Raw genomic sequence first — 13151 nt, forward strand, 5'->3', positions numbered from 1 at the left:
CCCGCCGGCCCCGCCGGCCCCGCCGGCCCCGCCGGCCCGCCCTTCCCTATTCGAGCTCCATCACAATCTGCGTATTCCACTCGAACGAGCGCCGATGGTGCGGCGTCAGGCCGAGCTCCACGATCGCGCAGCGATGCTGCAGCGTCGCATACCCGACGTTCGAATCCCAGCCATAACCGGGATACCGGCCCGCCAGCAGCGACATCACGCGATCCCGCACGACCTTGGCGAGCACGGACGCGCACGCGATCGCGTGCACCTTCGCGTCACCATCGACAATGGCCGTGTGGTTGGATCCCAGCTCCGGGATGGGCAGCCCGTCGACCAGAATGTGCTGGGGAGGTACGCGCAGGCGCGCGAGGGCGCGGCGCATCGCGAGATGGCTCGCCCGGAGGATGTTGATGCGGTCGATCTCGCGGGGGCTCGCAGCACCGACCCCATAGCAAAGCGCCTTCTCCCGGATCTCCAGGAAAAGGCGCTCGCGCGCTTCAGCCGTCAGGCGCTTGCAATCGTCGACGCCGCGGATCGTAACGCCACGCGGCATGATCACCGCCGCGGCCATGACCGGCCCCGCGAGCGGGCCGCGGCCCGCCTCGTCGACCCCCGCGATGTACTCGAAGCCGTCGTCCCACAGCGCGCTCTCGACTTCCAGCAGCTTCTTCAGCCGCCAGGTCTCCGCGCGCTTGCGACCTGCCGCGGTCTTCGCTCGCGGCTTCCGCCGTGGGCCCCGGGCTGCGGGCACGGCGAAACCGGCTCAGCCCTGCTGGGTCTTCTCGCGGATGCGCGCCTTCTTGCCGCGCAGCGCACGCAGGTAGTACAGCTTCGCGCGACGCACACGGCCCTGGCGCACCAGCTTGATCGACTCGACCGAGGGCGAGTGGAGCGGGAACACACGCTCGACACCGATTCCGCCCGAGATCTTGCGCACGGTGAACGTCTCGCTGACACCGCCACCCTTGCGGGCGATGCAGACGCCCTCGAACGCCTGGAGGCGCTCCTTGTCACCCTCGCGCACACGCACGTTCACGCGGATCGTGTCGCCCGGGTTGAACGCGGGCAGATCATCGCGCATCTGCTGCCTGGTGACTTCCTGCATCACATCCATGGTCGCCCCCTTCTGTTCGCCCTCCGCTCACCTCGCCAGGAGGGGCCAGGGTCCGTTCTCTGTAAACGTCATCGGGCCCGCGCGCACTCACGGCCGCGGTCCGGTTCATCCGGCCGCGGCGTACGGACCCGCAGCCTTTTAAAGTAGCACGTCGCGACCCCGCGCGTCAGTCCGTCGCGGGATCTTCCTGTTGCCGCAGGTGCCGGGCCCACAGATCCGGGCGCCGCTCCCGCGTCAGTCGCTCCGCCGTCTCCTGCCGCCAGGCCGCGATCTTCGCTGCATGGCCGGAGAGCAGGACCGGCGGAACCTCCAGCCCGCGATACGATGCGGGCCGCGTAAAGCTCGGCGGACTGAGCAGCGCCTCGTCGTAAAACGAATCGCTGCTGGCCGCCTCGTGCGTTCCCAGGGCGCCCGGCTGCAGCCGGATCACCGCGTCGGCGACCGCCAGCGCCGCGACCTCGCCGCCACTCAGCACGAAATCCCCGAGCGAGACCTCCTCGGTCGCCAGGTGGTCGGCCACCCGCTGGTCCACGTCCTTGTAGTGCCCGCAGAGCAGCGTGATCTCCGGCTCGACCGCGAGCCGCACCGCGTCGTCGTGCGTGAAGCGGCGGCCGCGTGCGCTCATCAGCAGGATCGGGCCCTTCGGCTTCAGGTCGTCGACCGCCTCGAAGAACGGCTCGGGCTTCATCACCATGCCCGGCCCGCCGCCGAATGCGTAGTCGTCGACCGTGCGATGCCGGTCATGGGTATAGTCCCGCAGATCGGCGATCCGGAGTGTGACCAGCCCCTTTTCCCGGGCCCTGCCGGGGATGCTCAGCGAGAGCGGCTCCTGGAAGAAGCCGGGAAAGATCGTGATGATGTTGATCTGCATCACGACCCTCCCTCCCGCGCCGGAATCCCGCCTGACTGACGTTGGTAGCCTGACGGCTGCGTTCCACGGCCACGTCCCGCCGCCGCGACTCGACCGGCGTCGAAACCCGTGTCGCGAAGCGGGCGCCGCGGATGCCCGTCGCGTCGGTCGCCCGCTCCAGGGTTGCAGGTGGCGCGGTACACGCCGGGCCTACAGTTCCAGCAGCCCCTGGGGCGGGTCGATCACGATCCGTCCCCCGGCGACGTCGACCTGCCGCACGATCCGGGCAGAGAACGGGACCAGGTGCAGCTTCCCGTCCGACGACTTCACCTCGAGCATGTCCGAGGGTTCCATCTCGTAGACCTCGCGGACGGTACCCACCTGGGTCCCGCCCTCCGTAACGACCGTCAGCCCCAGCAGCTCGTGGTAGTAGACCTCGTCTTCCTCGAGCGGCGCGAGCGCCTCACGCGCGGCGAGGACGTAGCGACCGGTGAGCAGCTCGGCTGCGTTCCGGTCGTCGACGCCCTCGAACTTGACCAGCTCACCGCGCTTGAACGGCCGGCTCTGCTCTACGACCAGCGGGTCCGCCGCGCTGTCCAGTGCGCCGTCCTCGTCACCCAGGACGAGCTCCATCCCCTCGAGAAATACGTCCTCGGGCGCATCGGTGAGCGGCCAGACGAACAGCTCGCCCTTTGTGCCGTGCGCCTTTGCGAGATGGCCGACGACCAGGTGCTCCGGCAGGGAGCGACCCGCGTCCGCCGCCAAGCTCAGACCTCGGCGTCCGCTTCGCCGGCGGCGCCGCGCGGCGTGCCGGGATCGAAGGTCTCGGCGGCCTCGGCCACCGTCGTCTGCGGCTCGACCGCCTCACCCGCGGCCGGTGCAGCTGCAGCCGCCTGCTTGCGACCCTTCCTGGGCGCAGCCTCCGGCTCGTGCACGTCCACCTTCGGGCGCTCGTGCTCGCCCGAGAGCGGGCGCAGCGCGACCTTGTCGTCGCCGCCGCGGCGTGCCTTCTTGACCAGCGAAGCGACCGTGTCGCTCATGCCGGCACCCTTGCCGATCCACGTGTCGACCTTGTCCAGGTCGAGACGCAGCTCCGCGGGACGCTGGCGCGGGTTGTAGAAGCCGATCGTGTCGAGGTACTCACCGCCGCGCGGCTTGGCGCTGTCGGTGACCACCACGCGGTAGCTCGGCTGCTTCTTCCGGCCAATGCGCCGGAGACGGATCGTTACGGCCATGTTTGCTCGAACCTCGCTTGCAGCGCCGCGTCAGCGCCGCGTCAGAACATGCCGGGCATGCGCGGCATTCCACGCATCCCGCCCATCAGCTTGCCCATCCCCATCCCCTTCAACTGCTTCATCAGTTTCTGCATCTGCTTGAACTGATCGAGCAGCCGGTTCACCTCCTGAACCGTACGACCCGAGCCCGCTGCGATCCGCTTACGCCGGGAGCCGTTGATGATCTGCGGCTTCTTCCGCTCCTGCGGCGTCATCGAGAGCACGATGGCCTCGATGTGCTTGACCTGCTTCGGGTCGACCTTCGCCTGCTTCAACGCCTTGGTGTTCACACCAGGAATCATCTTCAGCAGGCCCTCGAGCGGCCCCATCTTCTGGAGCTGCCCCATCATCACGAGGAAATCCTCGAGATCGAACTTGCCTTCTTTGGCGACCTTCTTCTCGAGCTTCTGCGTCTGCTCGACGTCAAAGGCTTCCTGCGCCTTCTCGACCAGCCCGACGACGTCGCCCTGCTGGAGGATCCGCCCCGCCATGCGCGACGGATCGAACACCTCCAGTCCATCGGGCCGCTCGCCCACACCGACGAACTTGATCGGCACGCCGGTGACGCCGCGCACGCTCAGTGCGGCACCGCCCCGCGCGTCACCGTCCATCTTGGTCAGGATGACGCCCGTGAGCGGCACGTTCTCGTGGAAGCCCTCCGCCACGCGCACCGCTTCCTGACCGATCATCGCGTCGACGACGAGCAGCACTTCCGTCGGGTTCGTCGCGTCGCGGACGCGCCGCAGCTCCTGCATGAGCGCGTCGTCGATCTGCAGACGACCCGCCGTGTCCAGGATCAGCGCGCGATGGCGCCCGCGCGTCGCCGCCTCCAGCGCCGCCCTGGCAAGCCTGCCGACGTCCTTTTCCGCGCGGTCGGAGTAGACCGGCACGTTGACCTGACTGCCGAGCGTCTCGAGCTGGTCGATCGCCGCAGGGCGCTGCACGTCCAGTGCGGCCATCATCGGCTCGCGCCCCTCGCGCTTCAGCCGCCTGGCCAGCTTCGCCGCCGTCGTCGTCTTGCCGGAGCCCTGCAGGCCCGCCAGTAGGATCACGGTCGGGCCCACCGGCGCGACCTTGATCCCCTCCGGCCGCTCGCCCAGCAGCGAGATCAGCTCGTCATGGACGATCTTGACGATCTGCTGCCCCGGCTGCACCGACTTGAGCACCTGCTCGCCGGTCGCCCGCTCCTCGACTCTGGCGAGGAACTCCCTGGCAAGCTGGAAATTGACGTCCGCCTCGAGCAGCACGCGACGGACCTCGCGCAGCCCCTCACGGATCATCGGCTCGGTCAGCAGCCCGCGCTGCCGGAACCGGCCGAGTACGCCATCCAGTTTTTCCGAAAGTTCCTCGAACATCACAACTCTACTGCGCCGGGCAAATTGGATCCGAGCCCGGTATTCTAGCCTGTTTTCCGGGGTTGCTCAAGGCTGGGGCACGGGTCTTTTTATTCACCACAGAGAGCGCCGAGGTCGCTGAGGCCGGTCCGTCAGGGCGTTTCGAGCCGCGCGGATTCGAAGCGCCGACGGTCCTGAGAATTGTGATGGGATCCCGGCCGGTCGTGCGGGCAGCGCGTCGTTCAGCTCGAACAACAGGACCGACCCAGGATGAAAGATCGAGGTGACCTCAGCGTCGTTCTCTGTGGCCTCAGTGCTCTCCGTGGTAGAAATCTCTTCCCCTACCCCTGCATCGAAGCGAACGCCCGCACCGGGAAGCTGCCCATTCCTCGGACCGGCGCCGGCACGGCCGAGAAGCGGAAGCCTTTGTCCGGCAAGGCTTCGAGGCCGCGCAGGTGCTCGACGATGGGAACGCCTGCGCCGAGCAGGACCGTGTGGACCGGTCGGCGGCCGTCCGCTGTGTCGTCGATGTTGAGGGAATCGATGCCGACCAGTGCGGCGCCCGCGTCCAGGAGCGCCTCGGCTGCCCGCTCCGTCATGAAGGGGTGCCCCTCGAAGTAGGAGGGCGTTCGCCAGTGGCGTGCCCAGCCCGTGTGCACGAGGACCGCGTGGCCGCGCACTTCCACGTTCTCGAACACGTCTGCATCCAGAATCCGGCCGCGTCCCTCCGCTCTCACGACGATTCCTGGCACCTCCGCCAGTCCGGTCAGGTCCAGTGCAGCGATGTCGCGCCCCGTCTCGAACCGGTGGAACGGGCTGTCGATGTAGGTACCCGTGTTGCCGACCATCTCGATGCGGCCGATCTGGAACTCCGTGCCGGGCGCATAATGCGCGTGCGAGGCCGAGCGGCTCAGGTGATCCACGATCACGGGTGCCGGCAGGCCGGGATACGTGAGCATGCCGGCCTCGATGGTATGGCTCAGGTCGATGTATCGGCGCATGGCAGGCCTTTGTTTCACCGCGGAGGCGCGAAGGGCGCAGAGGACAACAGCGAACCTGCGGCGCCCAACGCCGCAATTGTGCTGCAGCGTCGATAACTGATTTCCCTTGACGGAAATCGCGCGTCTGCAGCACGTCATTGTCATGACTGAAACGAAGACCGGCGACAATCCAGCCGTCCAGCCCAAACCCTCAGCGTCGTTCTCCGCGCCCTCGGCGCTCTCTGCGGTAAATGCTGTTTTCCGTTAGCAGTCGTAGCCTAGCTCACCGCGATGATCTGCTCGCGGCGCGTCCCCACCGACACGAACGCCACCGGAACGCCGGTCAATTCCTCGAGCCGGTGAACGTACTCGAGCGCCCGCGGCGGGAGATCGGCAATCGTGCGTGCGTCGGACGTGCTGCTCTTCCAGCCCTGGAACGTCTCGTAGATCGGCTCCACGCGGTCGAGCACGCCGAAGTCGTAGGGAAAATGCTCGTACTCCTTGCCGTCCGCCCGGTACCCCGTGCAGATGCGGATCTCGTCGAAGCCGTCGAGCACGTCCAGCTTCGTGAGGGCGAGGCCGGTCAGGCCGTTCACGAGAGCCGCGTAGCGCACGACGACGGCGTCGAACCAGCCGCAGCGGCGTGGCCGGCCGGTCGTAGCGCCATACTCCCCGCCGATCTCGCGCAGCCGTTCGCCCAGCTCATCCGTCAGCTCCGTGGGGAGCGGCCCGGAACCGACGCGGGTCGTGTACGCCTTCACGACACCGAGCACGGAGTCGATGCGCGTCGGCCCGATCCCGACGCCGGTTGCAGCGCCGCCGGCCGTTGTGGACGACGACGTGACGTAGGGGTAGGTGCCGTGATCGACGTCGAGCATGGCGCCCTGTGCACCCTCGAGCAGCACGCGCTCGCCGCGCCGCAGGGCCTGTTCGATCTCGAGGCCGGTGTCAGTGAGCAGCGGCAGGATGCGCTCGCGCATCGTGAGCGTGCGCTCGGCAACCGCGGCGGGATCCACCGGCTCGGCGCCCATCGCGCGCAGCTTCTCGTTGGCGCGCTCGGCAGCCGCAATGATCAGGCGCCGGGCCCGGTCCGCGTCCATGAGGTCCGCCGCGCGCACGCCGGCGCGCGCGATCTTGTCCTCGTAGGCGGGGCCGATGCCCTTTCCTGTCGTCCCGATCTTCGCCTCGCCGCGCTTCTGCTCGTGCGCCCGGTCGAGCGCCTTGTGATGCTCGAGCAGCAGGTGCGCACGCCCGCTGATGCCGATCTGCGCTTCGGCGTGGATGCCGCGCTCGTGCAGTGCATCCAGCTCCTGGAAGAACTGCTCGATGTCGAACACGACGCCGTTGCCGAGCAGGCAGCGCGTGTCGTCGTACAGGATGCCGGAGGGGATCTGGTGCAGCACGAACTCGTCGTCGCCGACATGAACCGTATGACCCGCGTTCGCGCCGCCCTGGTAGCGCGCGATCACCGAGACATGCGCGGCGAGCACGTCCACGATCTTGCCCTTCCCCTCGTCGCCCCACTGTGCGCCCACGACGACGCGGCAGCGTTCCGTCATTCCCGCTCCTGAACGTGCAAGCCCGCTCCGCGCGCAGCAGCACGGGAGCGGGTCGATGAAGTCACTTTTTCGGGTCTAGTCTAGGACTGCGGACGAGTGGCCGCCACCCCGCGCCGGGGACAGTAGCCGCCCGGAGGCCTGTCATCCGGCCGGGCGCGCTTCCGCCTCGCGCGCACGCAGGTGCCCCAGCGCGCCACACAGCAGATCGACACACTGCATGACACCTGCTCCGTTGAGGTGCTCGGGCGAGTCGGCGGGCCGATGGATGCGGTGCAGCGAGCCGAGGGTGCCGCGCAGCACGCTGAGCGCCGGCGTACCGGCCTTCACGATAGGCATGTGGTCGAGCATGATGCCGAACGGCACGTCCCGGCGCTGCGCGTCGAGCCCGAGCGACGACGCGGCACCGAGGATCGCGGCCGCCAGGTGCGGTGCGAGGCCGGACGGCCGCGGCCAACCGAAGCGCTCGGCAATGATGAAGCGTCCCTCGTCGTCGATGCCGTCGACATTGATGACGCCGAATACGGGCGGCAGGCGTGGCGCAATCGCGCGTGCGCCGGCGAGCCCCAGCTCCTCCGCGTCCGTGATCAGGAACGCGACGTCGTCTGCCTCTTTTTCGCGCGCAGCAATGCCGAGCAGTGTTGCCAGGCCACTCGCGTTGTCGAGCGCGCCGGGCGAGTAGTCGGCCGCCCAGGAGACCACCAGCAGCAGCCCGCACACGAACGCGACGAGCCCGGTGAACAGCACGGGCCCGTTGCCGACGTACTGCGCGAGCGAAAGGAACGCGAGCACGGCGAGCGCGAGGAATGCGAGGATGCCGATGACGATGACGGGACCGCGGAACGAGAGGGGCAGGAACTGCGACTTGCTGTCGCGGTGGGCCATGAACACGTAGCGGGGCCGCGCGCCCGGTCGCTGGATCCACAGGTTGGTCGCCTCGCTGCGCCCCCACGGCAGGTCCTCCAGGCCGTTGCGGCGCATGTAGCCGACTCCTGCCAGCATGAGTGCGACCGTAAGCACGAGCGTCGCGAATGCACCGGCCGGCATGCCGCTGATGAGCAGCAGCATCGCGACGAACACGCCGAGTGTGTAGACCGCCGCGATGTTGGAAACGGTGAACCGGCCGGCCATCATCGAGAAGTGGAAGGGCAGGTCACGCACCTGGAAGCCGAGGGCCTCGAAGCGCGCGCGCAGGTCCGCCTCAACGGCGTCCGCACCCGGGCCGCCGGTCATGCGCGGCCGCGAAAGGGCGCGGATCACTGCGCCGGCATCGAACGGTGTCTGACCAGGGAAGCCGCGAACCTGCGCGGGTACGTCTGTCGTCCGGGGTTCCATGTGCTCGTCTGCGCGTGACCGGCCGGCCGGCTGCCGGCGCCCGCCCCCGCTTCTGCAACCCCTGTTCCGCGCGCACGCCGGCTCTGGCTGCCGACGGGTGCCGGCATGGAGCGAGCCGGCGGCGGCGCGCGATCAGCTCACGCCGCGCTCAGCCCCGCTCCGCTCAGTGCAGCAGTCACCTTCTGCCGGTCCTTCGGACCGAGGGCGTGCAGCGGTGGGCGCGGTGCACCGCCGGTCCATCCGAGTTGATCGAGCGCGGTCTTCACACCGACCGCACCGAACGACGCGACGATCTCCCTGTGCAGTGGCGTGAGCTGTTCCTGCGCGCGGCCGGCACCCTGCGTGTCTCCCGCACGGAACCGGCGCACCACCTCCGCCGCGAGCGCGGGCGCGAAGTCGGCGACGGCCAGGATCCCGCCAGCGGCGCCCAGCTCGAGGGCGGTGTAGAGCAGCGTCCCGTTGCCGACGAACAGACAGCAGCTCTTCTCGCAGGCGTCTGTGTATTCGGCGAAGCGCTTGATGTCGCCGGACGAGTCCTTCAGGCCGACGATGTTGGGGTGGCGCGTCAGCTCGCCGACGAGCCCGGCGTCCAGCGTGACCTTCGTGTACTTCGGCATGTGATAGATGAGCATCGGCACCGGCGACCCGTCAGCGACGGCCAGGTAGTAGTCGCGCATGGCGGCCGGTGCGAGGTACGGTCCGAAGTAGGCCGGCGGATGCGTGAGAATGACGTCGGCACCGGCCTCGGCCATCCGCTTCGCTTCGCGGACCGTTGCGCGCGTCGACTCCGCGCTGGCCCCGACGACGAGCGGGATGCCGGCCGGAACGACGTCGCGTGCAAACGCCGTGAGGCGCACTTTCTCGTCCTCGTCCAGCAGTGCGCCCTCGCCGGTCGAGCCGAACAACACCAGCCCGTCGAGCGGCTGCTCGCACCAGCGGCGCAGGTTCTCGCGCCAGGGAATCGGCGCGATGTCGCCGGTCACGCTGTCGAAAGGTGTGGTGACCGGCGCGAACACTCCGCGCAGCCGGTCCGCGATCGACGGGTCAGGCAAGGGTCCTCACCTTGAGCTCGAAGTCCGACGGGTTGTTCGCGGCCGCCTTGGCGACCTCGAACGCGACCAGGTCCTGCGAGACCAAATCCATCAGGTGCTGGTCGAACGTCTGGGATCCGTACTGCTCGCGTCCCTCGGCCATGAGGTCGTAGATCTCGGCGACCTTCTCGGGATCGAGGATCGCATCACGGATCGTGGCGGTCACGACCATGACCTCCACTGCAACGACCCGCCCCTGGCCGTCCTTGCGCGGAAGCAGCCGCTGGCTGACGACCGCGACCAGGTTCTCGGCGAGCCGCACCCGCACCATCTCCTGCTCGTGCGGCGGGAACACCGCAATGACGCGTGAGATCGTCTGCACGGCGTTGGTCGTGTGCAGCGTCGAGAACACGAGGTGCCCCGTCTCTGCCGCCTTCATCGCCGTGTCGATCGTCGTGGTGTCACGCATCTCACCGATCAGGATGACGTCCGGGTCCTCGCGCAGTGCGGCGCGCAGCCCCGACTCGAACGACTCCGTGTCCTGGCCGACGTCGCGCTGCGTGATGGAGCTGTGCACGTCACGGTGCAGGAACTCGATCGGGTTCTCGAGCGTGAGAATGTGCTTGCGCTTGTTCTGGTTGATGTAGTTGATCATCGCAGCGAGCGTGCTGCTCTTGCCGGAGCCCGTCACACCCGTGACCAGCACCATGCCGCGCTCGGCGTGCGCGATGCCGGCGAGCACGCGCGGCAGTCGCAGCTGATCGAACGTAGGCACCTCGATCGGGATCACGCGCATGACGATCATGAGCGTGCCTCGCTGCCGCAGGATGTTGACGCGGAACCGGCCGATACCGGGCGCACCCCACGAGCAGTCGTAGTCGGTCATCGTCTCGAGCTGCTGGCGGTCACGCTCGTGCGGGATGAGCTGCTTGCAGATCTGCTCGACCTGTTCCGGCGTCAGGCGCTGCTGCGTGAGCGGCACCAGCTCCCCGCTGATGCGCGCACGGATGAAGTCGCCCGCCTTCATGTGGATGTCGGAGGCGCCCCGCTGGATCGCGGCCTTGAAGATTTCGATCATGTATTCGGGCCTGGGCACGGGGCCGGGGCCCGGGCCAGGAGCCGGGCCGGTCTCGGCCGTGGTTCGTTCGGGGAGTGCCGACGCGTGCCGGCAGCGACGGGAAAGATAAGCGGGGAGGCAGGGGCGGACCACCCGCCGTGGCCGCCCTGCCGTATGCAGGGCGGGCCACCCGGGTGAGACGCGCTTCACATTACTCGCTGCGCAGTGCCTCCAGCGGCGCAATCGCGGCCGCCCGCCGCGCCGGGACCCAGGCGGCGAGCGCGCTGGTGAGGAGCAGCACGAGCGGGACCACGACAAAGGTGAGCGGATCGAGGCGGTTCACCTCGTAGAGCACCCTCTCCAGGCCGCGCGTCAGGGCGGCGGCGGCCGCCGTGCCGATGACGATCCCGATCAGGGCGAGGACCAGGCCTTCGCGAAGCACCATGGTGCGGACCTGTTCCGGCCGCGCGCCGATCGCGATGCGGACACCGATCTCCTGGGTCCGCTGTGTGACCACGTAGCCGATCACACCATAGAGCCCGATTGCGCCGAGCAGCAGTGCCACGACGGCGGCGATCATCAGGATGGTCGTCGTGAACGCAGTATCGGCCATCGACTCGCGGATCACGGCGGCCATCGTGCGCGCGGTCGTGATCGGCACATTCGGCTCCGCCCGCTGGACGGCCGCGCGCGCTGCGGGTGCGAGGGCAGCAGGATCGCCGGTCGTGCGCAGCACGAGTGTCATGGATGCGACCTGCATCGTGCCGATCGGCTCGGTCATCGGCACGTACACCATGGGCCGGATCGGCTCACGCAGTCCGAAGGTACGGACGTCGCGAACCACGCCCACGATTTCCATCCAGTCGGACACGGAGTCGAAACGGACCCGCTCACCGAGCGCCTTGCCGTCGAGGAAGTCACGGGCGAAGCTCTCGCTGACCCACACGACCGAGCGCCGCTCCTCGGTGTCGGCGCGCTCGATGGACCGACCCTGCAGCAGGGTGGTGCCGATCGCCTCGAAGTACCCTGCGCTGATCGCCGAGTAGAAGGCGACCTGCGGAATCTCGTCCTCCGCACGGGGCCGCGACTCGAGCTCGAAGGAGCCGCCGTTCATGCCCTCGGGGTCGAGCGGCAGCGCGTTCACGACGCCCGCGGATGTCACGCCCGGGAGCGCCGCGGCCTCGGCGGTCATCCGCTGATAGAGCTGCGCCGCCTGGAGGCGATCCACGCCATCGCCGACACTCACGCCGAGCGTCAGCACGCCGTCGGGATTCACTCCCGGATCGACGTTCCGGAGCCGCTCGAAGCTGCGCAGCATGAGCATCGATCCGGTGAGCAGTACCAGTGCGAGCGCGATCTGCGCAACGATCAGCGTCTTGCGCATGCGCTGCCGGTCGCGGCCCGCCGAGCCGCGCCCGTCGCGCACCAGCTGCTGCAAGGGCGCCCGCAGCTGCTGCGGCAGTGGCAGCAGCCCGAACAGCAGCCCCGCGACGACGCTCAGCACCAACGCGAACAGCAGCACGCTCGCATCGACGCTCACCTCCTGGATGCGAGGCAGCTCGGCCGGCGCGGCGGCGATCAGGGCCCGCACCCCGAACGCGGCGAGGACCAAGCCGACGATGCCACCGCCGAGGCCGAGCAGCATGCTCTCGGAAAGGAACGATGCGGCCAGTCGCGCGCGTGATGCGCCGAGTGCCAGCCGCAGCCCGCTTTCCCGCTGCCGTGACTCGGCGCGCACGAGGAACAGGTTGGCGACGCTCGCGCACGCGACGAGCAGCAGGAACGCCACGGTGCCGAGCACGACCAGCAGCGCGGGGCGGATATCGCCCGTGATCCGCTCGCGCAGCGTCTGCATGCTCACGCTCCAGCCGAAGCGCTCCAGCACCTCCGCGGTCATTTCGCCGTTGGACTGCTCGGGAATGCGCGCCTGGAGCTGTTCGACCTCCGTGCGCGCCGCGTCCAGCGTGACTCCGGGCGCGAGCCGGGCAACGCCGATGATGCCGAAGCGGCCGATCGGCCCGTTGGGATCGATGAACGAGGGGAGGATCGCCGCCATGTCCGGGTTCGTGTACGCCCGGGGCGGCAGGATACCGATGATCTCGGTGCTGGTCCCGTCGATCTCGACCAGCGAGCCGAGCACGCCCTCACGACCGCCGAAATGCGCCTGCCACCCCTCGTGCGTGAGCACGGCAACCGGCGCGGCCAGCGTGTCCGCGTCCGCCTCCACGAAGCGGCGGCCGCGCAGCGGCTGTACCTGCATCACGTCGAACCACGAGGGCGAGACTTCCGCCACCTGCACCCGCACGGGCAGGAGCCCGCCCGTCAGGTTGCGACTGCTCTCCTGCACGCCTGCGATGCTGCTGAAGCTGCGCGCATGCTGGCGGTAGAGCGCGAGTGTGCCCGGGGAGTTCTCCAGGTCGGGCAGCTGCAACCCCGGCGCGTGATGCATCACGCTCACGATCCGCTCGGACTCGGGGTACGGCAGTGGTCGCAGCAGCACGCCATTGATGACGGCGAAGATCGCCACATTCGCCGCGATGCCGAGCGCCAGCGTCAGAGCGGCGACGATCGTGAAGCCGGGGCGTCGCGCGAGCGAGCGCGCCGCCTGCTTCAATTCCATTCCAGGGCT

At 68.8% G+C, this 13151-nt stretch carries 11 protein-coding genes and 1 pseudogene; all 12 read right to left on the reverse strand.

Translation table 11 applies throughout. From position 1 onward, the window contains the following. Positions 1–46: 46 nt before the first annotated feature. The 12 genes and pseudogenes from VFU06_04075 to VFU06_04130 all read right to left on the reverse strand — a co-directional run bounded on the left by VFU06_04075 (position 47) and on the right by VFU06_04130 (position 13142). Positions 47–742, reverse strand: coding sequence for a ribonuclease HII (locus VFU06_04075; protein ID HEU5208569.1), 696 nt, complete (start codon positions 740–742; stop codon positions 47–49). Positions 743–754: 12 nt separating this feature from the next. Further along, positions 755–1105, reverse strand: a complete 351-nt coding sequence (gene rplS / locus VFU06_04080; protein ID HEU5208570.1) for a 50S ribosomal protein L19 — start codon at positions 1103–1105, stop codon at positions 755–757. A gap of 166 nt (positions 1106–1271) precedes the next feature. Next, entirely contained in the window at positions 1272–1976 is a 705-nt protein-coding gene (gene trmD / locus VFU06_04085; protein ID HEU5208571.1) for a tRNA (guanosine(37)-N1)-methyltransferase TrmD, read from the reverse strand. 189 nt (positions 1977–2165) lie between these two features. After that, positions 2166–2720, reverse strand: coding sequence for a ribosome maturation factor RimM (gene rimM, locus VFU06_04090; protein HEU5208572.1), 555 nt, complete (start codon positions 2718–2720; stop codon positions 2166–2168). A gap of 233 nt (positions 2721–2953) precedes the next feature. Next, a pseudogene (gene rpsP / locus VFU06_04095) lies at positions 2954–3190 on the reverse strand (30S ribosomal protein S16). Positions 3191–3231: 41 nt separating this feature from the next. Continuing rightward, on the reverse strand, positions 3232–4584 hold the full coding sequence (gene ffh / locus VFU06_04100; protein ID HEU5208573.1) for a signal recognition particle protein: 1353 nt from the start codon (positions 4582–4584) through the stop codon (positions 3232–3234). 320 nt (positions 4585–4904) lie between these two features. Then, positions 4905–5564, reverse strand: a complete 660-nt coding sequence (locus VFU06_04105; GenBank protein HEU5208574.1) for a cyclase family protein — start codon at positions 5562–5564, stop codon at positions 4905–4907. 257 nt (positions 5565–5821) lie between these two features. Beyond that, positions 5822–7102 carry an adenylosuccinate synthase gene (locus tag VFU06_04110; GenBank protein ID HEU5208575.1) on the reverse strand — a complete coding sequence of 427 codons (1281 nt, stop codon included), beginning with the start codon at positions 7100–7102 and terminating at the stop codon, positions 5822–5824. Positions 7103–7243: 141 nt separating this feature from the next. Further along, positions 7244–8434 carry a M28 family peptidase gene (locus VFU06_04115; protein ID HEU5208576.1) on the reverse strand — a complete coding sequence of 397 codons (1191 nt, stop codon included), beginning with the start codon at positions 8432–8434 and terminating at the stop codon, positions 7244–7246. Positions 8435–8571: 137 nt separating this feature from the next. Further along, positions 8572–9486, reverse strand: coding sequence for a dihydrodipicolinate synthase family protein (locus VFU06_04120; protein HEU5208577.1), 915 nt, complete (start codon positions 9484–9486; stop codon positions 8572–8574). Further along, the gene (locus tag VFU06_04125) at positions 9479–10543 is read right to left on the reverse strand and encodes a PilT/PilU family type 4a pilus ATPase (GenBank protein ID HEU5208578.1); all 1065 of its coding nucleotides are present in this window, start codon (positions 10541–10543) and stop codon (positions 9479–9481) included. The genes VFU06_04120 and VFU06_04125 overlap by 8 nt, the downstream gene beginning before the upstream one ends. A gap of 190 nt (positions 10544–10733) precedes the next feature. After that, positions 10734–13142, reverse strand: coding sequence for an ABC transporter permease (locus tag VFU06_04130; GenBank protein ID HEU5208579.1), 2409 nt, complete (start codon positions 13140–13142; stop codon positions 10734–10736). Between the last annotated feature and the right edge of the window lie 9 nt (positions 13143–13151).

This window comes from Longimicrobiales bacterium (genome assembly GCA_035764935.1).
Lineage (GTDB): Bacteria > Gemmatimonadota > Gemmatimonadetes > Longimicrobiales > RSA9 > DASTYK01.